Source organism: Paenibacillus sp. FSL R5-0713 (assembly GCF_037973325.1).
Classification (GTDB): domain Bacteria; phylum Bacillota; class Bacilli; order Paenibacillales; family Paenibacillaceae; genus Paenibacillus.
The window spans coordinates 2,041,542-2,064,781 of record NZ_CP150229.1 but is presented as its reverse complement, the minus strand read 5'-3'; the positions used below and the strand labels follow the sequence as shown (position 1 = coordinate 2,064,781).

Annotated in this window: 22 protein-coding genes; 7 read left to right on the top strand and 15 right to left on the bottom strand. The window is 45.3% G+C overall.

Translation table 11 applies throughout. The features are described from left to right. Positions 1-169: 169 nt before the first annotated feature. Positions 170-775: a hypothetical protein gene (locus tag MKZ12_RS09440; RefSeq protein WP_339260094.1), complete on the bottom strand. Its 606-nt coding sequence runs from the start codon at positions 773-775 to the stop codon at positions 170-172. A gap of 137 nt (positions 776-912) precedes the next feature. Between MKZ12_RS09440 and MKZ12_RS09435 the strand changes: the two genes are divergently transcribed. Continuing rightward, on the top strand, positions 913-1,440 hold the full coding sequence (locus MKZ12_RS09435; protein WP_339260092.1) for a hypothetical protein: 528 nt from the start codon (positions 913-915) through the stop codon (positions 1,438-1,440). A gap of 119 nt (positions 1,441-1,559) precedes the next feature. Here MKZ12_RS09435 and MKZ12_RS09430 read toward each other — a convergent pair whose 3' ends face one another. After that, complete coding sequence (locus tag MKZ12_RS09430) at positions 1,560-1,820, bottom strand: hypothetical protein (RefSeq protein ID WP_339260091.1); 261 nt, start codon at positions 1,818-1,820, stop codon at positions 1,560-1,562. 447 nt (positions 1,821-2,267) lie between these two features. On the opposite strand from MKZ12_RS09430, the gene MKZ12_RS09425 reads away from it, so the two are divergent. After that, complete coding sequence (locus tag MKZ12_RS09425) at positions 2,268-2,846, top strand: hypothetical protein (RefSeq protein ID WP_339240930.1); 579 nt, start codon at positions 2,268-2,270, stop codon at positions 2,844-2,846. Positions 2,847-2,970: 124 nt separating this feature from the next. Here MKZ12_RS09425 and MKZ12_RS09420 read toward each other — a convergent pair whose 3' ends face one another. Further along, positions 2,971-3,357, bottom strand: coding sequence for a DUF423 domain-containing protein (locus MKZ12_RS09420; RefSeq protein ID WP_091032639.1), 387 nt, complete (start codon positions 3,355-3,357; stop codon positions 2,971-2,973). A 330-nt stretch (positions 3,358-3,687) separates the two neighbouring features. On the opposite strand from MKZ12_RS09420, the gene MKZ12_RS09415 reads away from it, so the two are divergent. Together MKZ12_RS09415 and MKZ12_RS09410 are read left to right on the top strand one after the other, a co-directional pair. Continuing rightward, positions 3,688-4,158 (top strand): hypothetical protein, encoded by a 471-nt coding sequence (locus MKZ12_RS09415; RefSeq protein WP_339260089.1) that lies wholly within the window; start codon positions 3,688-3,690, stop codon positions 4,156-4,158. Positions 4,159-4,264: 106 nt separating this feature from the next. Beyond that, entirely contained in the window at positions 4,265-5,113 is an 849-nt protein-coding gene (locus MKZ12_RS09410; RefSeq protein WP_339260087.1) for a DegV family protein, read from the top strand. A 204-nt stretch (positions 5,114-5,317) separates the two neighbouring features. Here MKZ12_RS09410 and pdaA read toward each other — a convergent pair whose 3' ends face one another. Then, positions 5,318-6,097, bottom strand: coding sequence for a delta-lactam-biosynthetic de-N-acetylase (gene pdaA, locus MKZ12_RS09405; protein WP_339240926.1), 780 nt, complete (start codon positions 6,095-6,097; stop codon positions 5,318-5,320). A gap of 96 nt (positions 6,098-6,193) precedes the next feature. Beyond that, entirely contained in the window at positions 6,194-6,604 is a 411-nt protein-coding gene (locus MKZ12_RS09400; RefSeq protein WP_339240925.1) for a hypothetical protein, read from the bottom strand. Between the two features lie 207 nt (positions 6,605-6,811). Between MKZ12_RS09400 and cysC the strand changes: the two genes are divergently transcribed. Continuing rightward, positions 6,812-7,450 carry an adenylyl-sulfate kinase gene (cysC, locus tag MKZ12_RS09395; RefSeq protein WP_339260084.1) on the top strand — a complete coding sequence of 213 codons (639 nt, stop codon included), beginning with the start codon at positions 6,812-6,814 and terminating at the stop codon, positions 7,448-7,450. Between the two features lie 114 nt (positions 7,451-7,564). Here the strand turns inward: cysC and MKZ12_RS09390 are convergent, their stop codons facing one another. The 9 genes from MKZ12_RS09390 to MKZ12_RS09350 all read right to left on the bottom strand — a co-directional run bounded on the left by MKZ12_RS09390 (position 7,565) and on the right by MKZ12_RS09350 (position 17,566). Next, positions 7,565-9,382 (bottom strand): ABC transporter ATP-binding protein, encoded by a 1,818-nt coding sequence (locus MKZ12_RS09390; protein WP_339261359.1) that lies wholly within the window; start codon positions 9,380-9,382, stop codon positions 7,565-7,567. After that, entirely contained in the window at positions 9,382-10,578 is a 1,197-nt protein-coding gene (locus MKZ12_RS09385) for a nucleotidyltransferase family protein (RefSeq protein WP_339260082.1), read from the bottom strand. Before MKZ12_RS09385 ends, MKZ12_RS09390 begins: the two co-directional genes overlap by 1 nt. Continuing rightward, the gene (locus MKZ12_RS09380; RefSeq protein ID WP_339261358.1) at positions 10,568-11,050 is read right to left on the bottom strand and encodes a lasso peptide biosynthesis B2 protein; all 483 of its coding nucleotides are present in this window, start codon (positions 11,048-11,050) and stop codon (positions 10,568-10,570) included. Before MKZ12_RS09380 ends, MKZ12_RS09385 begins: the two co-directional genes overlap by 11 nt. A 4-nt stretch (positions 11,051-11,054) precedes the next feature. After that, positions 11,055-11,354, bottom strand: a complete 300-nt coding sequence (locus tag MKZ12_RS09375) for a lasso peptide biosynthesis PqqD family chaperone (protein ID WP_339260080.1) — start codon at positions 11,352-11,354, stop codon at positions 11,055-11,057. Continuing rightward, positions 11,354-12,298 carry an aldolase gene (locus MKZ12_RS09370; RefSeq protein WP_339260078.1) on the bottom strand — a complete coding sequence of 315 codons (945 nt, stop codon included), beginning with the start codon at positions 12,296-12,298 and terminating at the stop codon, positions 11,354-11,356. The genes MKZ12_RS09375 and MKZ12_RS09370 overlap by 1 nt, the downstream gene beginning before the upstream one ends. Positions 12,299-12,443: 145 nt before the next feature. Then, positions 12,444-12,581: a paeninodin family lasso peptide gene (locus MKZ12_RS09365; RefSeq protein ID WP_339240916.1), complete on the bottom strand. Its 138-nt coding sequence runs from the start codon at positions 12,579-12,581 to the stop codon at positions 12,444-12,446. Between the two features lie 29 nt (positions 12,582-12,610). Then, the gene (locus MKZ12_RS09360; protein ID WP_339260076.1) at positions 12,611-14,542 is read right to left on the bottom strand and encodes an asparagine synthase-related protein; all 1,932 of its coding nucleotides are present in this window, start codon (positions 14,540-14,542) and stop codon (positions 12,611-12,613) included. Further along, positions 14,539-15,807 (bottom strand): sulfotransferase, encoded by a 1,269-nt coding sequence (locus MKZ12_RS09355; RefSeq protein WP_339260074.1) that lies wholly within the window; start codon positions 15,805-15,807, stop codon positions 14,539-14,541. Before MKZ12_RS09355 ends, MKZ12_RS09360 begins: the two co-directional genes overlap by 4 nt. 433 nt (positions 15,808-16,240) lie before the next feature. After that, positions 16,241-17,566 (bottom strand): MFS transporter, encoded by a 1,326-nt coding sequence (locus tag MKZ12_RS09350; protein ID WP_339260072.1) that lies wholly within the window; start codon positions 17,564-17,566, stop codon positions 16,241-16,243. A 307-nt stretch (positions 17,567-17,873) separates the two neighbouring features. On the opposite strand from MKZ12_RS09350, the gene yhbH reads away from it, so the two are divergent. Then, positions 17,874-19,043, top strand: coding sequence for a sporulation protein YhbH (gene yhbH / locus MKZ12_RS09345; protein ID WP_036609998.1), 1,170 nt, complete (start codon positions 17,874-17,876; stop codon positions 19,041-19,043). Next, the gene (locus MKZ12_RS09340; protein ID WP_339240911.1) at positions 19,040-20,476 is read left to right on the top strand and encodes a SpoVR family protein; all 1,437 of its coding nucleotides are present in this window, start codon (positions 19,040-19,042) and stop codon (positions 20,474-20,476) included. Before yhbH ends, MKZ12_RS09340 begins: the two co-directional genes overlap by 4 nt. 137 nt (positions 20,477-20,613) lie before the next feature. Here the strand turns inward: MKZ12_RS09340 and MKZ12_RS09335 are convergent, their stop codons facing one another. Continuing rightward, complete coding sequence (locus tag MKZ12_RS09335) at positions 20,614-23,094, bottom strand: EAL domain-containing protein (RefSeq protein ID WP_339240909.1); 2,481 nt, start codon at positions 23,092-23,094, stop codon at positions 20,614-20,616. Between the last annotated feature and the right edge of the window lie 146 nt (positions 23,095-23,240).

The following is a 23,240-nucleotide window of genomic DNA, read 5'->3' as shown; positions in this document are numbered from 1 at the left end:
GGATTGTCGTGTGGACACCTGCCGTGTTTGAGAAAATGTAGGTACTTATCTTTCGAATATTTTGTTGGTAATTCTTCTCGCAGACTTGGATGTAAAAGAATGCTTTCTGTGAAATATTAAAAAAGCCACCTCAGAAATGAGGCAGCTCTTCTACTGACTTAAACTATACTTACATAGAATCCATTACTTCATCGATGTCGAAATCCAGAGAGTTATCGCTGTAAATTACTCGATTAATTAAAAATTTCCCAAATATAGAAAGGGAAAGGCTAATATGAGTTTTTTTCTTATCTACTATCCAATAGCTTTGGTAGCTTATCTTTCCAGCAGCTAAATCCTTCTCTTCGCCATCATACATAGTAACACGCTTACCGCTTCGATTAAGAATGTCTCTGTTGTTAATAGACCCTTCATACGTATCAAGAAGATCTCTCTTTAAACTGAAATATTCACCAATCAAGTCCATTGTAGTCCCATTTGTATTGTTTGGGTCAAATACATACATTGCACGGACTAATTTGTTTTTGTAAAACAAGTAATACAAGTTCGCATTCTTTCTAAATCCTTTAGTTTTATAAACTAAATAGGTGAAATCTTTACTCTTTACTGTTTCCAATATTTTTGATTTTTCTTTCTTTTTAACCTGATTAACTGTCATGCCCCAATTTACATTTTTAAAATCATACTTAGTGGCTGCTGTTGCTGGTGCGGGTGCATATGTAGTTGAAACGGCAAACAATAATAAAGCTAAAAACAATAAAATCAACTTCTTCATACATAGACCTCGTTTCCTAAATTATGGAATGATTATACCATGCCAAAAGGAGCGGGTCTATGGGATTAGATATAAGGAGAATATTCATATAATACATTGAATAACCGATAATAAAATTAATTGGGAAGGAGGGAAATATGAACTCGATTTATAAAGTATCTATTTTTGTAACTGTACTTGTACTGATTATGTTGTCATTTGTTCTCTTCACAGATATTAGAATTCCACTTGAAGGTACAGGTAGGTTTTACGAAAAAGAAACAATGAACTATGGTATGGTCTTGTGCATTGGCATAACTGGATTATTGGGTGTCATTGCAGGTTTTGCTGCACTTGAAGAAAAAGTATTAGTACATGCTTCTTTTCTTTACAATTTCACGGGCTGGTTGTTTATGATGGCCATTCAGTATTACAGAGTTGCCTACAATAACGATTTATTAGATGGCTTACTCTTTAGTATTTTAAAATGGACTGCATTATTTATTATAATACATATCATATTTACTTTTTTCTTCATTAGAGTAGATAAGAAAAGAATAGAACGGGAAGAAGAAAACAAACGTAAAGGAAGTATTGAAAAAGTAGGTAACAATTACGTTTATACTTTTGGAGATGGAAGCAAGATTACAGTAACACAAGAAGATTTTCAGAAAAAAGTTGAATAGTGAATACTAGGGGGACGTCAATGACAATGATTGACGCCCTTTTTTACTCTTTACGCTTCAACTCAAACAATTAAGGGACAGTGCGCCAAGTTCCATCAGATTATAAAATTGGACATACCTTAAAACGTATGCTCATCATTCTTTAATTTCCTTATCTCCGTTAACTCTCTTCTAATTCCCAGTACACGTCTATGAAGTACACTGCGGTCTACTGATTCAGCTACCGAATTTTTGAACTTAATATCCAATGCATTTAATTGCTCCTGAGCTAGTTTCTTTTTATGTATTGGCTCTACTTGAAGATTATCAGTTCCAGACTTGATCGTCCTCAATCTCTTCTGCTTCATAATTTGTTCAAATACACTGTCCTCTTGACGCATGGTCTTCATTCCTTAATATGTGATAAACACATTGTATCATAACGCGAAGAGGACTGTTACATAATAAAGTACAGATGCTTAGAGTTGGACATGATCCTATTTTGGAGATCAATATTATAGAGAAAGTAAAATAAAGTTCAACCTTTACGGAGTTGATTTTGAGAAGACAGGTATTATATTTCTGAACTATTCCTTACCGATCTAATAAGCCCACTCTTTTCTTGATGCACCTCCTCTTCCACATGGTCACGATCATTGTTTTCCTCATTCTCAATTGTCTTGTGGATACCTAATAAAGACCCGAATAATGATGTTCATTTGTAATATTTACCCAATTAATCATAATCATTTTTCGCTTCTATAGCACTATGATAAATTCATTTTTAATGATATAGTGGATTGAAGCGTTTTTTTAAGCTGACATATCTTTTAACGGGGCTGGGATGAATGAAAGAAACCTTATCCAATCAAGAGGAAATCGGCTTTTTATTTAATGTCGATATACTTATTAAGAGCCGCTCAAATGCATTGGCACTGCAGTCCCTGTTGGAGTTCATAAACAAAGAGGAACAAATTGCGGACTTTCGGATTCAATCCGGCATAGAGCTAGGCAAAATTATTGAAGCGACACTCCAGTCCAAGAAGGACTCTTTCGTCACACTTCACAATGAACGTAAAAAATCACAAGTGAGCGCGGCACAGAAGGCGTCCGGTTCTACGCAGACACCTACCTCAACTGCTCCAGCCAAAACACAGAACAAGCAAGAAACACCTGCTATTGAGAAAAAGACCTCTACTCAAACATCCAATATTTCCGAAGGAAATTCGTTTGATGCGTGGATTGACACGCTCATTAAAGAGAATCGACTTACCCGTATTGTGGTCAATAATAAGAACGGTAAACATCAGAGCATTCCATGCCGCATTTTGAATTTTGATCGGGATACTAGTATTGTGAGCATATACCATGTCGATGAAAAACAGGTGTATACGTTCCGAACCAATGAAATCGATGAGTTTCTGTAACCTACTTCATCGGAATAAAACAAAAAGCAACTTGCGTTAGAATGACGGGACATTCTAACGCAAGTTGCTTTTTTAGTTCGATGGTTCATGTAGGATTGAACTCTCCGAGATTCCTTCGGCCCGATCAGGAGCGATCCTTACCTCGCTGCCATACATCTAATGCCAATAACAACCATCCAGCAATGAAGGCTACCCCACCAATCGGTGTGATGGCTCCTAGAATCTTGATACCAGAAATGCTAAGCACATACAAACTACCCGAGAACACGATAATCCCGATAAACAACAAACGTGCTGCCCACTTTAGTTTCGTCGATGCCCCAAGCTGACCAGCCGTCAAGCCAATAATGAGCAAGCCCAATGCATGAATCATGTGATATTGCACACCCGTCTCATATGTAGCGATGGCCGCCGGCCCAATCGTATCCTTAAGCATATGAGCACCAAATGCGCCGATCGCCACCGATAGCATGGTCATTACAGCTCCAAGCATCATCCATCTTCGTTGCATGTAAGTTCTCTCCCTTATTTCAACTACTCTTTACTCCTATCATTGTAGCGAATCCACTCCTCCTTTGCCAGTCGGGACGAGGCTTCAAGGATCATATGTCTGTTTATACTTAACAATTCTATCTCCGCCCTATAAATTGTAGGAAACAAGCGTAAATCCTTGATTTTTATCGATATTTATGGAAAAGTAAACAGGTATGTCATCGTTGTATTTTAAGTGCAGTTCAAAAAGATTGGTTTTCAGTTCCTAGAAAATGGGATGAAGCTAGTAATTACTCATCAATTAGGTTAATAACACTCATAAGATGTTTAAGGGAGGCAAGTCACAATTATGGATAATCGCGATTCCTATAATTCAGGTTATAACAATACGGATCAGAACCCTGGCCATGCAGATCCATACAATAACAACAGTTATGATCCATACCCACCAGATCATGAGAGAAAACCGATTGTACCACTGAAACATTCCGGACCTGGTATCGCCAGCTTTGTCATAGGATTGGTTGCGATTTTGGGTTACATTCTGATATTCTTTATTGCCACCATGGCTATAAACGAGTCCATCGGAGTGCTCACTCCGTTGCAGGCAGAAGAGATAGCCTTACATCCAGCAGTGGTTCTGGCTTCATTAGCCATTTTGGTCGGTCTGATTCTCAACCTCGCCGGAGGCATCCTTGGAATTATTGGTCTTGTCCTCAAGAATCGAAAGAAAGTCTTTGCCATAATCGGAACCATATTAAATGGAATGATGATTCTGTTATTCGTTGCACTTATTGTGATAGGCATGAACATGATGTAACGGTTTGCATCAGCGCCTTGTTTCCTTATAATTAAAATGAATGGGTCTACACATAAGTATAATCTATATTTTTTTGCCAAAATCATTGTTTTCAAAGGAGATTGACATGTCACGAATCAAAATTTTTGCGGACAGCACAAGTGATCTGGCTCCAGAATGGATCCAGCAGCACGATATCGGCATTATCCCCTTATATGTGGTGTTCGGTGATGAATCACTGAAAGATGGTGCTGAGATCAAGCCTGAACAGCTATATGAACGTGTCAGCCAAGATGGGCGTCTTCCCAAAACGGCTGCACCTTCCCCCGCTGATTTCATGACGGCATTTCAACCTTACATAGATCAAGGGGATGAGATTCTATATATCAGCTTGTCTTCTGAACTTTCCTCTACCTATCAAAATGCACGACTAGCGAGTTCCGAGTTCCCCGAAGGTCGAATTTCGGTTATTGACTCACAAAATCTCTCATCAGGAATTGCGCTGATGGTGATGAAAGCTGTATATGCAGCCGAAAAAGGGCAAACGCTGAATCAGATTACACTCCTGATTGAGGCGATGAAACCAAATGTACGCACCGAGTTTGTCATCGATACCCTGGAGTATCTGCATAAAGGCGGACGCTGTTCGGGCATGCAGAACCTGATTGGCAGCCTGCTCAAGATTCGCCCTGTCATCCGGGTAACGGATGGCAAGATGGCACCTGCTTATAAAGTACGCGGTAAACGGGAGAAAGCGCTGGAACAAATGCTAAATAATACACTTAGCCAGAAGGATCAGATCGATCCAGATCTGCTGATCGTTGTGCATACCATGGCCGAAGAGGATGCGTTGGACTTGCAGAAATCTTTGCAGGAACAGACGGGGGCCCGGGTGGAACTAACCACGGCTGGGTGTGTAATATGCAGTCACTGCGGCCCGAAAACAATTGGAATCATCTATAACACTGTTTTATAGTATTACACGCACCATCGTATCGTATTATCCAATCCTTTCTTCTGGATCTGAATATGGTTACATCCACTACTTGGACTGGGCATACGATATATACGATATAGCCAAAAAGGGCATTCCGAGCTTAATCGCTCAGGATGCCCTTTCATATTTTGCTACACTTTTGAATGACCCACATGGGGTCCATTGTTCTTTATGTGACGTGAATCAATAACTTTTGGTTCGCAAATCATCCAGACTTTTAAATACATACCCTTGCTTGCGTGCCTCATCAATAATGGAGCCGAGTGCTTCCGTGTTATCTTTGGATACCGAGTGAAGCAAAATGACAGCCCCTGGATGAAGTTGCTTCAATACCTCTTGATGAGCATATTGTGCACCACGTTGCACATTGGTATCCCAATCTTTGTAGGCAACAGACCAGAACACATTCACATAACCCTGAGCATGACTCTCTGCAAGCGTGCGATTGTTAAAGATTCCGCGCGGTGGGCGCAAAAAGGTCGCTTGTTGACCTGTCAGACGATTCACCTCTGATTTGACCTTCTCTAGTTCCACTTTAAGCTTTTCATTGGAGATACGGGTCATATCCGGATGACTCCATGAATGATTACCGACGATATGACCTTCAGCCGCCATGCGTTTGACCAACTCAGGCTGATCTTTCAGATAATGACCTGTTACAAAGAAAGCAGCTGGCACCTTCTTGGTACGCAAAACATCCAGTATGGCAGGCGTGAATCCATTCTCATACCCGTTATCAAACGTGAGATACAATTCCTTTTGCTTTGTATCCCCCAGGAAAATGGCATCGTTATGTTGTAAGATCGATTTGAAGCCTTCCTGATCAATGGAGGGCAGCTGACCGTTTTGACTCTTTTTGAAGCCAAAGTGATATGCTCCGGTAACCGGTGATGCTTCAGTCTGTGCCGGTACCATACTGATGGATAACAGTGCCACCAATATATATAGAACCATTCGCTTCATTCCATCCGCTCCTGTTCCTGAAAATTCGGTTAGTCGTTTGCATACACGAACACCTTCAGGTAATATGCCACAGGAACGGCTAATGTATGTAAATTATCAACGATCAAAACGTTTATTTTCAGGTTGTGGCGGAGATTGATAGAACAATTCAAGCAAGGTCTGGGGTTTACCACTGGAAGCAAGCCATTCCCTCACGGTCTGTATGGCACGAGTCTGTCCATCTCCCCGATCACGCCATGTAAGCAGCTCAATAACTTTGATAATTAAGGCGGACATATTGTGATTATCTAGTTCAGAGCGTTCTGCCCTCAGCTTGTGATACAATGCCTCCTGTTCCCAATCCAGAAGAATCTCGTCACCAATGGTTGGCTTCAACAAGGTATATGCTCTGTCACAACCTTTGCAACGAACAGTGCTGACCTGTTCATCTATAAATTCTACTCGAACATCCTGATGGCAATCCGGGCATTTGAATCCAACTTGTATGTTTTGTATGTTTTCGTTCATGGCCTTGTTCCTCCTGCGATGTGAGCATTCTACAACATTTCATGCAAAATACTCCTTGGATATATGCATATTGCTTATGTATGTACTACATCTATACCCGATATTTTGTCGATTCACGCTTATTTTGAAGAAATCTGTAAGGTGCTATAATCTTGTAAATATGTTAAAATATTATACATATCATGGTAGGGAAAAGGCGGGATACACATGTCGAAGGAAGAGCGCAATATAACCTGGCAATCATCCAACATCAACAGACAAGACCGGGAGAAAAAACATGGGCACCGTAGTCGTGCCATCTGGTTTACCGGGTTATCAGGTGCAGGAAAGTCATCCCTTGCATTTGCCCTGGAGCAATATCTCTATGACCAAGGCGTACGCTGTTATGTTCTGGACGGGGATAATGTTCGTCATGGACTGAACCGTGATCTCGGTTTTACAACAGGGGATCGTCAAGAAAATTTGCGGCGTATTGGCGAAGTGTCCAAGTTAATGGTAGATGCCGGGTTGTTTGTCCTTTCAGCCTTTATCTCTCCAGATGCACAGGATCGGGAGATGGTCAGACAGTTATTTGAACCCGATGATTTTATTGAAATCTATGTGCGCTGTTCAATTCAAGAATGTGAGCGGCGTGATCCCAAGGGTCTATACAAAAAAGCACGCAACGGTGATATCCCGCATTTCACAGGCATTTCGGCCCCCTATGATGTACCAAAATCTCCTTCATTCATCATCGATACAGAGCAATCGTCCATTGAGGAAGCCGTGCAAGAGATTGTACAACATTTGAAGCAGATCGGCGCTCTTCAGCTTCCGATCCCTTCCAATACAGCACTTGTTCCTTAATCCTTGTCAGTATACTAACCCACTTATATGAAAGGCGCGCCCGGAGTGGCGCGCCTTTTAAAGTCATATCATTGCTGGTTATCCATCGATAAACGAATAAACAGAAAAACTTACTTACTGTCCTACAACACCCGCTTGCATATTCAAAAGTTTGCTGAACGTCCCTACCGGATCAGTAGATAACTGCTGGTACCCGCCCTCTTGGATCACCCGACCTTCATCGAGCACAATGACACGATCTGCTGTCCGAATCGTAGACAATCGGTGTGCAATCACGATAATGGTCACATGTCCTTTCAGTCGTTCCAGCGCCTCATGAATATACTGTTCATTCTCACTATCAAGCGCACTTGTTGCTTCATCCAGTACTAATACCGAAGGATTCCTCAGCATGGCCCGGGCAAGCACCAATCGCTGACGTTCGCCACCGGATAGACGAATACCCCGATCACCAATAATCGTATCCAGGCCCTGAGGCAGCTTCCGTACAAAAGCCGCAGAGGAGGAAAACTGCAAAGCCTGCCACATCTGTTCTTCACTTGCATTGGGATCAACCAGACGCAGATTCTCACGAATACTGGTATGAAACAGGAAAGGGTCCTGGGAGACATATCCGATAGAACTTCTCCAGCTCAATAAACGCTCTTCTGACAGAGGAACACCGTCAATCAGAATACGACCGCTCTCTGGCCTTACAAGACCCATAATCAGATCGATTAGTGTGCTCTTGCCTGCTCCAGATTTACCCACAATCGCGGTCATGCCACTTGCGGGAATCGAAGCCTTTACATTCCTCAATGAGTACGTATCACTTCCCTCATAACGATAACAGACATCCTCACATGTGATCGATTCTTGAAATACCATGGGTTGAATCACATGAGACCCCGTCTCTCCCGCTGAAGCCACTTCTTCACTAATCTCACGACTTTTCGCCGTCTGAGCTTGCATTTCTCTTACCACACGGAACGCAGGCAGCATGGAGCTGATGTACTCCAGATTGGACTGAATCGCTGTAAATCTAGGCCATAAGCGGGAAAAAATAAGGATGATGAGCAGCAGACTTGCAGGTGGCACCGTCATTACACGAAGAGAAAGATAAATGAATGCCGCAATAATGATCGCCGCAGACATCCGATGAATCAGCTGTGTTCCACTGTTCAATTGGCTAAATTGAATGACATTGCGTTCAATCTGTCTGCACATACGCTCGAACCAATTCATGTGTGATCGCTCAAGCATATTGCTCTTAATATCCTTAATTCCGTTAAAATGCTCGGTTATGCCATTATAATAACTTTGCGAGAATTCAGAAGTCTGATCCCCGATCTGTTTGGCTCGCTTGACGAATTTTCTCAAGACCATAAAGAGCAGCAATCCACAGACCAACACAAGTGCTGTCAATTTCGCAGACAACCAGAAAGCCAGACCAATCTGTATGCCCGTAAAGATCAGGGAGGCTGTCATTTGCAGTACAATGCCTGTGCCTTGGCTGACACGTGCAAGCTCAGTCGTTAATATATGGTTAAAATCGGATTTTCGTTTTTGGAGAAAAAATGACCACTGCGCCATAATAATGGCACCATAGGTTTCCATGCGCAGCGTTCGTACAAATTGCTGCTGGATTCGAGTATTACGGATCGTCTGAAGACGCTGCATCCAGGCCTGTCCGGAGACAATCAATACAAAGGTGAACAATACGAGTAACAATTGGCCATTCTCAGAAAAACGATTCAACATTTGTCCAATCCAGGGAATGTTCAACCCAGCGGAGCCCATCTCAAATATACCGATCAGACTCAACATCGGAACAAGCATGTAGATCCCGATCCCTTCCATGAGACTGATACAGATCATCCCTAGCAGATTCCAATATAAAATGGGCCCCGTGACATGATGCAGCTTTCGCATAAAATACTTTAATTCCGAGATCATACTTTACCCCTCTCCGTGACCGTATACCTTTTAATTCGCCGCCAGAACCAGAGAAACGGACGTAACGGAAAGTACAGAAAAAACAAAGAACGCGGAAGCGGCAGTTGATCCACATCCCATGTACTTGGATATAACCGCTCAATAAAGAAAAACCACTTCTGTTTCGTACTTCGGAGTTTAAACAGATACGACGGATACGATTTCATATCAGCCGGACTTTCCAGCATATCATTCATGAACTCTGCGCCTTCACTCGCTAATCGTTTGCCTGTACGATCACTCAAGGACATCAAGGACCTGTACTCTGTATCCAGTGGCGTGTTCAGCAGATCTGATGCCAAGTGAAGAGCCTGTGAACCAATGGACAAACGTCCCTCCGCTTTCAGACGCCGTTCTACTTTTTTCACATCGAGTGGCATGCTTCGAATCATCTGATCGATATCCAGCAACCAACGCAGTCTGAACCAGCCATGACGTGCTCCATGGGTTACCAAATAAGCCCAGAGATCTTCTTGTTCAAGCATACGAACAGGTGTCTGTGTGTATGAACTGAACCGGCTCCGTTTCCACAACAATTCAAAATCGGTTTCTTTGCCCGAATCCGGGTTCAAACGCCAATGAATCTCCACTTGAGTCCTTTTGACCGGATGGATGTAACAGATATGATGTTCCCGCCATTTCCAGCTGCGAACCGTAGGTGCCCGCTCCCCTTCCTTGGATACGTAACCAAGGGTAGCCAGAATGCCTTCAGCCGCTTCCACATCATCGAACGGAATCAGAATATCCAGGTCTTTGGAGGTTCGCATGGATACATCACCATATAGATCATGAGCCAGCGCGGGCCCCTTCAGCGTAATATTACGGATGCCGTGTTCACGGAAAGCTCCACACACCTGTTCCATTTCAGCTGTCAGATGTAACATGCGGAACGTATTGGCCGTGTATTGTTGTCTCAAGCTCTCCATAACATCTGCTGGAATGATCACAGTGTTCAATTCTTTCATTTTCAAATAAAGGACAGAGTATAAGCGGTGATGATAGACCAGCCGCAGAAAGAGCTGCCAATCCGTTCCTTGTAAACCGGCCTTGCGTTCCTCAGGGGATAGAGCCGTCAGATCACCTCTAATGATGCTCAAAATCAGCTTAAGTTCCTTCGGAAATCCTGATGAATAGAGTTCACTTTCATGTATCATAGACAATCTCCCCAGATCCCTTCTCCGGACACCGTTTGCCAAACACGCCGACAACCGTATATTGGTCCATAGTATCAGCTCCGGTCACGATCAATTTACCACTTCGCAGCCAGGCATGAGCCATCATATGTCCTTGCTTATTCCGCGCAGTCCCCATGTATAACGTACTCTCTATCTTGCGACGCTCAAGCATCTTCATCCCGGCAATCGCCATTACAAGGCAGCGGCTTTCCCATAACGTATATTTACTAGCAAGCGAAATCGCTTTGGAAATATTCCGGATAGCGATGACCTCGCTGCGATCAATTCCTGTCATCGGCGTTTCAACCATGGGTGTACCCAGACCTGGGGCGATTTTGGCGAATGGCATAGCCTTCTGTATGCGCGCCCAGCCAAGGAAGAGATAGGCCTCCCATATCAGTCGACGCATCGCCCGCGGGAGCGAGAGATAAGCCTTTATTTTTCGCAACATCATGCTACACTCCGCGAGTAACGTCGATCAGACCTTCACGGGACAAATGTTCCAGGAACTGCACTACCTGCTCACGACATACATCCGGCTCAATCTCATACTCCGCGGCGAGTACGTCTACAACTTCACCCAGCGTGCGTTCTTCTGCGATCAGATCCCAGATTCGTCCTCCGGTACTTCCGAGATTATAATATTTTCCAGAGCTAATGCTCATCATGACTTTCTCACTGCCCATGTCACTCACCAGATTGCCTTCCTTCCGGGTTACCCGGTCTTCCACATTCATCGGCGTAGTCGCTGTCATTATCCTGTGTGCACTCCTTTACGTATATGATCTGTAATCCGATCCACCATCTCAAATGCTGTAAACTCAGCACCCGTTCTGACCAATCTGCCAATCTCCACACTTGCTGAAAGTCTTGAAGCCGTCTCAAACAGCCACTGTGCCAATCCCTGTCTTGCAACGAGTCCACCACGGAACGTATGCGAACATAAGAGATGCAATCGTTCCAGCCCCTTCACTTCAACCAGTTGAACAGACGTATGGTTATCTTCCGGTTGTGGAGCTAGTTCAAAGATTCCGCCTAGTGGTACAGCCATCTCATGAAAATAGTGTTGAACAGGTATCGCATACTTCGTAATCTCTGCGTGAACCGTTGCATAATCCTGTTCCTTCATGCCGAAACCATCCAGACTGGGCTGCCACAATTTTTGTTGTGGATAACCAGGCGATACGATGGCTCTTCCCCCGGCACCCCAGGTGAGTGCAACGACATCATCGGTGAGAAGCGGATATCCGCGTGATGCCAGTGCGGCCGATAGTGTCGATTTGCCTGCTCCAGAATGTCCGACAAATGCGTAAGCCCAACCATCAATAACCACTGCACTGCCATGCAATGGAAGAATGCCACGCTGCATCATTATGACCGCCATACACGTTCCCAGAATGAATAATCTGACCTTTTTCTCGTCTGCACCCGATATAGGGGACACGACAATGCGCTTCCCTTGCTCTATTAGAAACAGACCTGTATCTTCGATTTTGAAAAAAAGGCTGCCCTCTCGTGCCACAAAGTTGTCGTTGCCTACATCCCAGTCCTCCCACAATGGGGTCAAATCTGAAGACTCGATGTGTACATCCGCGACATCACAATCCGTCTCCGTATGCTTGGGTGCAATCTGAAGTTCAGGCATTCGAATTTGGCTCGACCAGCGCAGACCATACGCTACATAATGCACAAGCAACAATGAACGACGCCTCCTTCGTGATTAAATGTAAAAAAAGCCCTTATATTCATGTTGCTCAATATAAGGGCGGAGGCGAAATCTGGATTGGTTCCATTTCCGCCCTTTAAGTATGATGACGCTGGTTAAAACTTAATAACTTAACAACTTAGGAAGTTGGATCGTACAGATCCGCATCGTGATCAGTTACCCAGTCAATTTGTCTGTAGCCAGTACCGGCCATCGTTTGATTGACTTCCAACACTTCAAGAGCTGGAGCTTGCCATTCTTTCTTTTCGTTTTGCATTGTTTTCACCTCCCTTCATGTGAACATGGTCAAAATTTGCGAATAAAGCGGTACACGATCAGACTATGCATCATCAATCGCAGATCCGGATGTGAAGCGAGCTCCGGTCTCGGACTCGGAAAATTGGCCAGGGCAGATTGGATGCGCTCCGTGTTTAATATGCCAGCGACCTTGCTGTCAGAACACAACTCACGCAACTCGGCCGTAAACGACTCCCAATTTGGAATGATGCGATGTAGCCAATCCGCCGGTTGTACCCCCCGTACACGCTGATTCAGTCTGACCTTGTCGGGCAACTCGGGTGAAGTCGCCCGGCGAATCAATGAACGATCCGTTCCGTGCTTCACATATTGTTCAATCGGTACAGACAGACAGAATCGAATAACCCTGATGTCACTGGTCGGGTCACGTTCCCAAGCCCGATAACGGAGAGAACATTTTGTGGCTACGGCACCATTTTTATTCGCAATGGCCAGGTTATTGAATTTCTCGGCACGAACCTTGAGTGCATCCGCCTGCGCACCGCCTTGACGAACAATAATGGATTTGAGTCGTTCCAGCACACCCGTTCTTTGCGCAAAATCAGGATGGATCAATTGTACAGATGCGGCCTTGCTTGCTCCCTTGGACTGAGCCTTGAACCATTCCGGATATGCCTTTCGCCCCGTAATCTTGGCTATACGGGAGAAGGGCATGCCGGTCCGTTCACTATACTGCTGCATCTCACGGAACCAGCGGTACCAGCGGCCACTTTTCAGCAGACTGGCGTAATAATCCAGAGCCGGCCCCCAGGAGATGGTGAAATTACCACGTGCGCCTGTGAGCAGAATACCTGCATCTTGCTGGCTTGCTTTTTCATAGAATCCGCGAATCCAGAATGAATTTTCAAAGTATTTATAGGGCATTTCCATAATGTCGAGCCACGTATCTATTTCACTAAGTGGGCTTCTGCCTTCAAAATCAAGGTAGTTCTCCGTAATATTGCCGACGTGATTAATCGTGGAACGTATGAAGGGCCTCTCATCGGCTAGCAACGTTTTTGACGTATAATCAGTGAAATCCGGTACGGGAACATAACTATAGGCATGCAGGCGTTTGCCCTGACTTCTCAGTGTTCCGGAAGCAAAACCTACCACGGCCCCCGAGTCCAGTCCTCCACTTAATGCGGCAGCCACCTGCCTGTGCGTTCGCAATCGTGATCCGACTGCCTGAGCGAATACCTCTCGGAACGCTTCTACATATTCACCGTCGGATTTGAGCCGTAGGGGTTCCACTTCATCCCAACGATGATATTGCTTCAGCTCCAGCCTGCCGTCACAGAAGACAAGTGTATGTGCAGAAGGCAGTTGGCTTATCCCCCGATATACGGTCGAATTGATATCTGCTGAATCATGCATGTCGGGAATGGCAAGAAACTCAGATAGCCAGGTCTCATCAAGTTCTTTATGTACCCCTTCAAGCCCGAGCAACGGATTCATGAGTGTGCAGAAAGCAAATCGTGAACCATCGTGTCGGTAATAGAAAGCTCTCATGCCTGTAATGTCTCTCGCTGCATACAGTTTGCGATTCCGCTCATCCCATATGGCGAATACAAAATCCCCCAGCAATCGGACAGCTACATCGTCTCCCCAGCGCTGATAGGCACGCAAGATCAGTTCACTATCAGCCAACATAGCCAGTTCAGCTCTGGATATCTGTAATTGATCTGCCAGTTGTTCCCGATTATCCAGAATGGCATCTGCCGTGATCGTCAGGCCACTTTCCTCATCATATAAAGGCAATTTCTCGCTAACCGATTCCGGTGTAATCCATTGGGCATGACAGCTAAGAAAAGCCTCGTTGCCTTTCCACACTCCTGTTGTGTCCGCAGGCACATGCCCCAGGCTTGCATACAAGCGCCAGCTGTCTTCCCATAGCGCCTGTTGACCATCGTTATGAACAATTCCCGCTATGGCGCTCATGACTTTCCTCCCCGTAGAATCTTGCGCTGTGAAGCCCAGGCGCTGATCTGATGACCAAATGGTACCCATGATTTGATACGCTGTATTTTGCTTTGAGCAGAAGCCAACTGAACTTTCAGGCGTTCCCGCTCACTGTATCCCCGTTCCAGACGATGATCTGCCGCCCGTAATGCAGCTTGCAGTTGTCTGATCGTGACCAGTGCAGCCAGTGTAGGGTCTGTCTTTTCAGGTTCTTCGACAACTTGGTCATCAGGAGTCCCAAGCGAAGCATGAACGACAGAATCTGCTGGCTGCATTCGGTATTGCGGTTGCCACTGGCAACCGGTCGCTGCTGTCAACTGATGCGTGATCCGGTCGATAACCTCTTGATCAGGACTTGCATCATAATGGACTCCCGTCCATTGTTCGGCTTCTGCGAGCTGTTCACTGTATCCCATCCGGTGGAACAGATCTGCCCCCATCACACGGCAATACAATTCAACTTCACCCGGCTCCAATATGTTTTTCCAGTTGTTAACAGAACCCTGATGTGCCTCTTGATGCGAAGAAAGAAATGGATCACCCACGCCCATACTGTAAAACATGTCAGACTTCGCACTGTCCAGAAACTGTCCATACTGCTCCATACCCTGTTCATATCGAATTCCCAGAAATGCGCATAGTTTCTCTAGTTCTTTCTGAGGATTAGAAACCAATTGTTCATATTGCAACTCATACGCATTGGAGTGTGGTTCGGCAAAATAATCATTCAAGCGGAGCATCCCAAGTGTGAGATCCGCAGATTTCATATTTAATTTGGGGCTATGCAGACTATGAATCAGGTCGAACCCTTCTCCTGTATGGCGGTTTACCTTTTTGAATGATGCAGCTATGGCCAGAGGATTACGTTGGAGATGAATGCGCTTGGACTGAGGGAACAGACGATCCAGCCATTCAAGCATGTAATAGTACCGTGGAGATTTATCTACGATGAAGTCTGCTCCGCTACCCTCCAGGAATCCATTGTAGATCTCGAGAGCAAAACTTCGGCACGCCTTTTCGAAGACATCCTCGGGTACCATGGCATTGTAGAACTGACGAACGATGGAGCTACCACCATAAGCACGTGAATCGCCCTTGGGCAAATCGACAAGATTCATCAGAAACCACATTTCCTGGGTGGCAAATATACGACTGTGATTTTGCAGCATGACGGTGGATAAGGAACTACCACTGCGGGGAACACATAGTAAGAAAACAAGTCCGTTACCTTGAGCATCGATCAATGGCAGCCTCTCCTCTGTTCATTAGTATAGATATGTAGCCGGGATAGACCAGACTCTACCTTTGTGTTTGGCAAAACGAGTAACATGCACGCTATTGGTCAGTATTTTGCAATATTCCGGCGGAATCTTACACGGCAATGAAGCAAAACACATGTTTGTATTCGACAACTCTCAGATACAGTATGTATTCATAGTTTTACTCTATGATACAAAATGTATCATGTCAATCTTTTATTTTCACCTTTTCATAAATTCTTACTCTTACATGGTATTCTGCTGCCTGTCGTTTCAGCACTTCCTCCTAATTCATCTTGATTAAGTTGCATAAATGCGAATAAGCTTCAGACATGTTCTGCGAAGAACAACGCCTGAAGCCATGAGTATTCCAACGAGAAGTTGGATATGACACCTATTAGCAACTAACCAGTAGACCCTACATTTGAACTTTGCCCAGCAGAGTTCCGACACTCCGCTTACGCCCTTCTTCCTCATCTGCAAAAGTAACATCCTGCATTCCCTTCTGTACGTTTACAGTTAACAATACTGCAATTCCGGCGACGAAAAAGAAAATGAGGGACAGAATTCCCCAACGTGTAGAACCTGTTATTTGCCCAACATAACCAAACACAAAGGGACCGAAGATCGAAGAGAATTTGCCTGTAATATTCACGAATCCAAAATACTCACCTGTTCTGCCAGCTGGCATCAGATTGCTGAACATGGAACGAGCTGTGGATTGACTTACACCCTGCACGACACCAACCAATCCAGCGAGCATATAGAAGTGAATCGCTTGTGTCATGAAATAACCGAGAATTACGATACATATGTATACAGATAAACTGAAGATCAATACCCGCTTCGCTCCCCAGCGCTGTGCCCAGGCTCCCAGTAACAAGGTGCAAGGAAAACCGATAAACTGGGTTAACAGTAGCGCCAACATCAAGTCGGCTGTACCTATGCCTATACTTGTCCCGTAGATCGTAGCCATCAGAATGATGGTATTAATGCCGTCATTAAAAAACCAGAAAGCCACCAGCATGCGGATTAACTGGGGAAAACGCCTCATCTGACGAAAGGTTTGCCGTAGTCTGCGAACACCCACCGCAACATACCCTTTCCACGTGCCGGGCAGATCTGGTGATGCTGGCCGTCTCGGAGCATGGCGAAAGATCGGTATTGAGAACAAAAACCACCACAGCGACACGGAGATAAAAGCTAGCCTTGTGCCTGCCAATGTACTGCTCATCCCGAACCAGCCCGGTTGCTGAATCATCAGCATGTTCACTGCAAATAGCAAACCTCCTCCAATGTAACCATAGGCATAACCTTTGGAAGATATCATGTCTCTTCGTTCCACAGGTACCAGATCCGGTAGCATGGCATCGTAAAAGGTATTACCACCTGCAAAACCAATCGTAGATATGACCAGTAATGCGGAAGCAAGTAACCAGTCCCCTTCTCCGATTGCGCTGAATCCCAATGTGGCAAGGACACCAATGATTGCAAATATACGCAGGAAGTCGCCCTTCCGTCCTGACAAATCAGCCAGCGTGCCAAGCAGCGGTGTTAGCAGAGCTACACACAACATGCCAATGGAATGGGTATAGGCCAGGTAGGATGCGGCCGTATCTGTATCCAGCGTAGCCGCAGCAACCGAAGCATAGAATACAGGCAGTACTGCTGCCAGCACAGTTGTCGCATATGCCGAGTTGGCCCAATCATACATAATCCAAGCCTTGATCGCCTTTTTATTCACATACATCCTTCCTTTTCATGCATCTCTATAGTCTGTGTTTAGAGAATCAAAAGTGGACTTTTTAAACAACCTCTATCAGATGCCAGATCGATGTCTTTCTCCTATTGTAAAGGAAGGATATCACATTTGTTCACTGTTTATGTAAAAAATGGAGCCGTTCTGTTCTTACGACACACCTTACCTCTGAGGTGAACTTGTGTAATTGTATCATTTTATATCCACTCTCATCACATATCATCCTCGCCTGTGAATATACTTAATTACCGACAGGCCAAACTGTGCCGCGTAATCAATGGGGGGTGCCTACATGTCAAATTCACACCAGCCTTACTCGTTCGTCGTGTCGAAGGAAGATTGGTCGCTTCACCGCAAAGGGTACCAGGACCAACAGCGCCATCAGCAAAAGGTGAAAGATGTCATCAAGCAGAATCTGCCTGATCTGATTACGGAAGAAAACATCATCATGTCTGATGGAAAACAAATCATCAAGGTACCAATCCGCAGTCTGGATGAGTACCGTTTTGTGTATAACTACCAGAAGCAAAAACATGTCGGTCAAGGAGACGGTGACAGTCAGGTCGGAGACGTCATCGGTCGTGATCCCTCTGCTTCGCAGAAACCCGGCAAAGGCGAAAAGGCTGGCGATCAGCCTGGTCATGATATTGTGGAAGCCGAAGTTAGTATTGAGGAATTGGAAGATATGCTCTTCGCTGAGCTGGAATTACCCGATCTGAAGCAGAAAGATAAAGACCTGATTGAGACACATACGGTGGTATTCAACGATATTCGCAAAAAAGGCATGCAGTCCAATATTGACAAGAAACGTACCATTCTGGAGAATCTGCGTCGCAATGCGACGACCGGTACCCCGGGCATCCATCATATCAGTCCAGATGACCTCCGCTACAAGACATGGGAAGACAAAATTATTCCGCAATCCAATGCCGTTATTATTGCCATGATGGATACATCCGGGTCCATGGGTTCGTTTGAGAAATACTGCGCGCGCAGCTTTTTCTTCTGGATGACCCGTTTTCTACGCCGTCAGTATGAGAAAGTCGAGATTGTTTTCCTCGCCCATCATACGGAAGCCAAGGAAGTTACTGAAGAAGAGTTCTTTACCCGTGGCGAGAGCGGAGGCACCATCTGCTCCTCTGTATATATGAAGGCGTTGGATATTATCGACAGCCGTTATCCACCTTCAAGCTACAACATCTACCCTTTCCACTTCTCTGACGGGGATAATCTAACCTCGGATAACGAACGGTGTGTGAAGCTGATCGGGGAGTTAATGAAACGCAGCAACATGTTTGGGTACGGCGAGGTGAATCAGTACAACCGCAGCAGCACACTGATGTCGGCTTACCGTCATATCAAGATGGATCAGTTCATGTATTATGTGATCAAAGAAAAAGGCGAAGTGTACAAAGCTTTGCGCAGCTTTTTCCAGAAAAGGGAAGGAGGCAGCGTTAGATGACAGATGAGATTCGCGACCTCGAATACGCCATTGCCGAGATTATGGAGATTGCCAATGGATTCGGCCTGGATTATTACCCCATGCGGTACGAAATCTGCCCATCGGATATTATTTATACCTTTGGAGCTTATGGCATGCCGACCCGTTTCAGTCACTGGAGCTTCGGCAAAACTTTTCATAAGATGAAAATGCAATACGATTTTGGACTCAGCAAAATTTATGAACTTGTCATCAATTCCAACCCTTGTTATGCCTTCCTGCTGGATGGCAATTCCCTGATTCAGAACAAATTGATCGTAGCCCACGTCCTGGCCCACTGCGATTTTTTCAAAAACAATGCCCGCTTCTCCAAGTCCAACCGTAATATGGTCGAAAGCATGGCCGCTACGGCCGATCGGATCAGCAATTATGAGATGGAGTATGGAACGGAAGCTGTTGAAGCATTTATCGATGCTGTCATTGCCATTCAGGAGCATGTAGACCCGCAACTGATTAAACCCCGCCATTTGGACAAACAACGCTATATGGAGATGAAAATGCGGGAGCAGCGCGGTGAGAAAGCACCCCGGCCGGAAGGTCGCTATGATGATCTCTGGTCACTTGATGATGTGCAGACCGAAGAATCACCCGCCGAAGGTATTCAGGTTCATCACTTTCCGCCTGAACCGGAGAAGGATGTCATGTGGTTTATTCAGGAATTCTCGGAAGTATTGACCGACTGGCAGCGGGATATCATGAGTATGATGCGCGAAGAGATGTTATATTTCTGGCCACAGATGGAAACCAAAATCATGAATGAAGGCTGGGCATCTTACTGGCATCAACGCATTATCCGTGAACTCGATCTCAACAGTGAAGACACGATTGAATTCGCGAAGCTCAACTCCTCTGTCGTGCAGCCATCCAAACAAAGTCTGAATCCGTATTATCTGGGACTGAAGATTTTCGAGGATATTGAACGGCGTTGGGATAACCCCACCCGTGAAGAACAGGAACGTTGGGGCCGCAAACCAGGGCAAGGTCGCGCCAAAATGTTCGAGGTACGTGAATTCGATTCCGACACCTCTTTTATCCGCAATTACATGACCAAGCAATTGACCGAAGATCTCGACCTCTACGTATTTGAGAAAAAAGGACCGGACTGGAAAATCACCGACAAGTCCTGGGAGAACATTCGGGATCAGCTCGTATTTTCACGTGTCAACGGGGGATCACCTTATCTGGTCGTGCAAGATGCTGACTATCTGCGGACAGGTGAACTCGTACTGAAACATCAATATGAGGGCATCGAGCTGGATTTAAAATACATGGAACGCACGCTGCCTTATCTGTATCGCCTTTGGGGACGTACGGTACATGTAGAGACACGTGTGGAAGATAAACCGATCTGGTTTACGTATGATGGTAAGAAGCATCACCGCAAGTTTATGTGAGGTTATGGATTATCATTATTGGAAACGAAAATATAAATGTTCTTATCACGGATGAAATTAATGATTAATAAAAAATAAGACTAAAAAAGCGGCAAGTTCCCAACACACACGGGAACTTGCCGCTTGGCATTTCATAATTAGGAAGGTAACGCTGGTGAACCAGTCCCCTGCAATCGCAGCGGCACAAAAAAGTCATGTTCCACTTCACTTGCGGGCAGTGGACGACTGAAATAATATCCCTGAATCTCCCGGCAGTCATTCTGCATCAGAATATCGAGTTGGCCTTTCGTCTCAATGCCTTCGGCAATCACTTCCATCTTGAGATTCTGTGCCATCGATATAATGGTCGCCACAATCGCCTGATCGCTGTGACTCTCTGTAATGTCCGTCACGAATGAACGATCAATCTTAAGCTTGTGAATCGGGAAATGCTTCAGATAACTCAGGGAACTGTATCCCGTACCGAAATCATCCAAGCTGATTTTGACACCCAGTGCATTAAGTTCATTCAGAATTGCTGTAGATACCGTTGCATCCATCATCATGCTCTCTGTAATCTCCAGCTCCAGATAACGTGCCTCCAGTCCTGTCTCCAAGAGTGCATTCTTGACCTGTTCTACCAGGTTGGATTGATGGAACTGCTGGCTGGACAAGTTTACCGATACCGGAATGAGCGGCCCACCGCTGGCATGCCAGAGCTTCATCTGCCTGCACGCTTCGCGCAGCGTCCATTTCCCAATCTCATAGATCATACCTGTCTCTTCTGCAAGCGGGATGAACACATTGGGTGCAAGCAGCCCTTTGAGTGGATGGTTCCAACGTATAAGAGCCTCGACACCAATCATACGACTATCCTCGGTACGAATCTGCGGTTGATAGTACAGAACCATCTCATCGCGTTCCAACGCTTTACGCAGGTATCCTTCCAGCTCAATGCGTTCATAAAGTTCCGAATCCAGTTGGGCCGTGTAAAATTGGAAGCCATTTTTGCCATTCTTCTTCACTTCATACATGGCGGAGTCCGCATGTTTCAGCAAAGCATCGACGCCCACTCCATGATGGGGATACATCGCAATTCCAATGCTGGCGGTCACGTAAAAGTCATTTTCCTTCAAGCGATAGGGTAACTGAATGGCTTCAACAATCTGTTTAGCAAGTTCTGCCACTCTTACCTCTGTCGCTTGATCATGGGTCACAACGAGTGTGAACTCGTCACCGCCCATGCGGGCCAGCATGACATTCTCCATAGCCAAGGGATCAGAAGCCTCTATGGCTTTCATAATCCGGTTGCTGACTTCTCTTAGAAATACATCTCCAACGGAGTGTCCCAAAGAGTCATTTATCATCTTGAATCGGTCTATATCCATCACCATAACAGCAAACGAATGTCCTTTTTCTTCTGAAGATTGGATTGTACATGCCAGCACCTCATCCAGCTTGCGCCGATTGGGCAGCCCCGTCAACGGATCATGCAAAGCTTGGTGACGAATATTCTCCTGAGCCTGCTTCTCCTCCGTAATGTCTTTGATCAGAATGTGGCTTCCCACATGATTACCATCAATGACAACCGGGACTACAACAATACTAAGGTCCAGAAGTTCACCCCGCACGTCTCTCATCTTGGCCATGTAATGCATCTGCTCCATCCCATGATCATCCCAATCAATGGAATCGAATTCACTGATCCATTCTATATCGATCTGCTGAACAATCTCATCAATGGAACGATTCATGACCCTTGTTTCAGGATAACCGGTGATTGTTGTTACTGCAGCATTAATGCCTTTGACAATGCCTTCCTTGTCTACTGAAATGATCGCATCCGAATGATTATGATACAGGGCCTGATACCATTGCTCGTTCTCATGAATCCGTCGATCCTTCTGGGACATACGCTGGTTGATAAATATGCCGAATAACGTCAAGCCCAAGGCAATAAATGTGCCCGATGCGATCAGGTAGGCGAGAATACCGGGTTCAATCTGCATCCCTGAACTTGCCATCGAGGCATGTGAATGATGGAACTGTGCGGCTGACATCCCAGTATAGTGCATGCCAGAGATTCCAACACCCATAATAAGACCGCTGCCCATCTTGTAAACCCAGGTATGTCTGGATTGATGATATCGGAAGAAAAACATGAGCCATAGTGCCGCAAATGAAGCAAGTGCTGCAATCAGAATGGATAACATCACTCTGCCAGGTTCATATGTAACCGGAGTCGACATCGCTGCCATTCCCACATAATGCATTGAGCTGATTCCGACTGTCATAAGCACTCCAGCAATCATGAGCTTGCTAATCCTGCCCGATTGTCTTCCCGCAATGTTCAAGGCTACCCCTGATGCGACAATAGCAAGTAGAACAGATAAAACAACCTTACCGGTGGAATAGGAGACTTGCGTAGGCAGAACAAAAGCCAGCATACCTACGAAATGCATGGACCAGATCCCCAGCCCCATCGAGACTGCACCGCAGGTAAGCCATACATTCCGCGCCATCCCGCTAGCCTGACTTACACGGCCTGCAAGGTCAAGGGCTGCGTACGAAGCTAACGATGCAATAATATAGGATAAAATAACAAGTTCTAAGTTGTACGTACCATGTAGGTGCTCCACTCACTCTGTCCTTTCAACCGGGAAATGCCTCATATGTATGCAAAAATGTAAAAAAGAAGCGAGTGCGCTGTCTGGATGACAGGCACTCCCTCCGCATCATTTGACTCGTGACCACAGACTCAGTTGAAGCCGTTATCATACATTGG

Coding starts and splice junctions, on each gene's coding strand:
- MKZ12_RS09430 (WP_339260091.1), bottom strand. CDS start 1,820: ATGCGTCAAGAGGACAGTGTATTTGAACAAATTATGAAGCAGAAGAGA.
- MKZ12_RS09375 (WP_339260080.1), bottom strand. CDS start 11,354: ATGACAGCGACTACGCCGATGAATGTGGAAGACCGGGTAACCCGGAAG.
- pdaA (WP_339240926.1), bottom strand. CDS start 6,097: ATGAAGCGAATGGTTCTATATATATTGGTGGCACTGTTATCCATCAGT.
- MKZ12_RS09400 (WP_339240925.1), bottom strand. CDS start 6,604: ATGAACGAAAACATACAAAACATACAAGTTGGATTCAAATGCCCGGAT.
- MKZ12_RS09385 (WP_339260082.1), bottom strand. CDS start 10,578: ATGATACATGAAAGTGAACTCTATTCATCAGGATTTCCGAAGGAACTT.
- MKZ12_RS09365 (WP_339240916.1), bottom strand. CDS start 12,581: ATGCAAAACGAAAAGAAAGAATGGCAAGCTCCAGCTCTTGAAGTGTTG.
- yhbH (WP_036609998.1), top strand. CDS start 17,874: ATGTCAAATTCACACCAGCCTTACTCGTTCGTCGTGTCGAAGGAAGAT.
- MKZ12_RS09420 (WP_091032639.1), bottom strand. CDS start 3,357: ATGCAACGAAGATGGATGATGCTTGGAGCTGTAATGACCATGCTATCG.
- MKZ12_RS09360 (WP_339260076.1), bottom strand. CDS start 14,542: ATGAGCGCCATAGCGGGAATTGTTCATAACGATGGTCAACAGGCGCTA.
- MKZ12_RS09415 (WP_339260089.1), top strand. CDS start 3,688: ATGGATAATCGCGATTCCTATAATTCAGGTTATAACAATACGGATCAG.
- MKZ12_RS09380 (WP_339261358.1), bottom strand. CDS start 11,050: ATGTTGCGAAAAATAAAGGCTTATCTCTCGCTCCCGCGGGCGATGCGT.
- MKZ12_RS09340 (WP_339240911.1), top strand. CDS start 19,040: ATGACAGATGAGATTCGCGACCTCGAATACGCCATTGCCGAGATTATG.
- MKZ12_RS09425 (WP_339240930.1), top strand. CDS start 2,268: ATGAAAGAAACCTTATCCAATCAAGAGGAAATCGGCTTTTTATTTAAT.
- MKZ12_RS09435 (WP_339260092.1), top strand. CDS start 913: ATGAACTCGATTTATAAAGTATCTATTTTTGTAACTGTACTTGTACTG.
- MKZ12_RS09440 (WP_339260094.1), bottom strand. CDS start 775: ATGAAGAAGTTGATTTTATTGTTTTTAGCTTTATTATTGTTTGCCGTT.
- cysC (WP_339260084.1), top strand. CDS start 6,812: ATGTCGAAGGAAGAGCGCAATATAACCTGGCAATCATCCAACATCAAC.
- MKZ12_RS09410 (WP_339260087.1), top strand. CDS start 4,265: ATGTCACGAATCAAAATTTTTGCGGACAGCACAAGTGATCTGGCTCCA.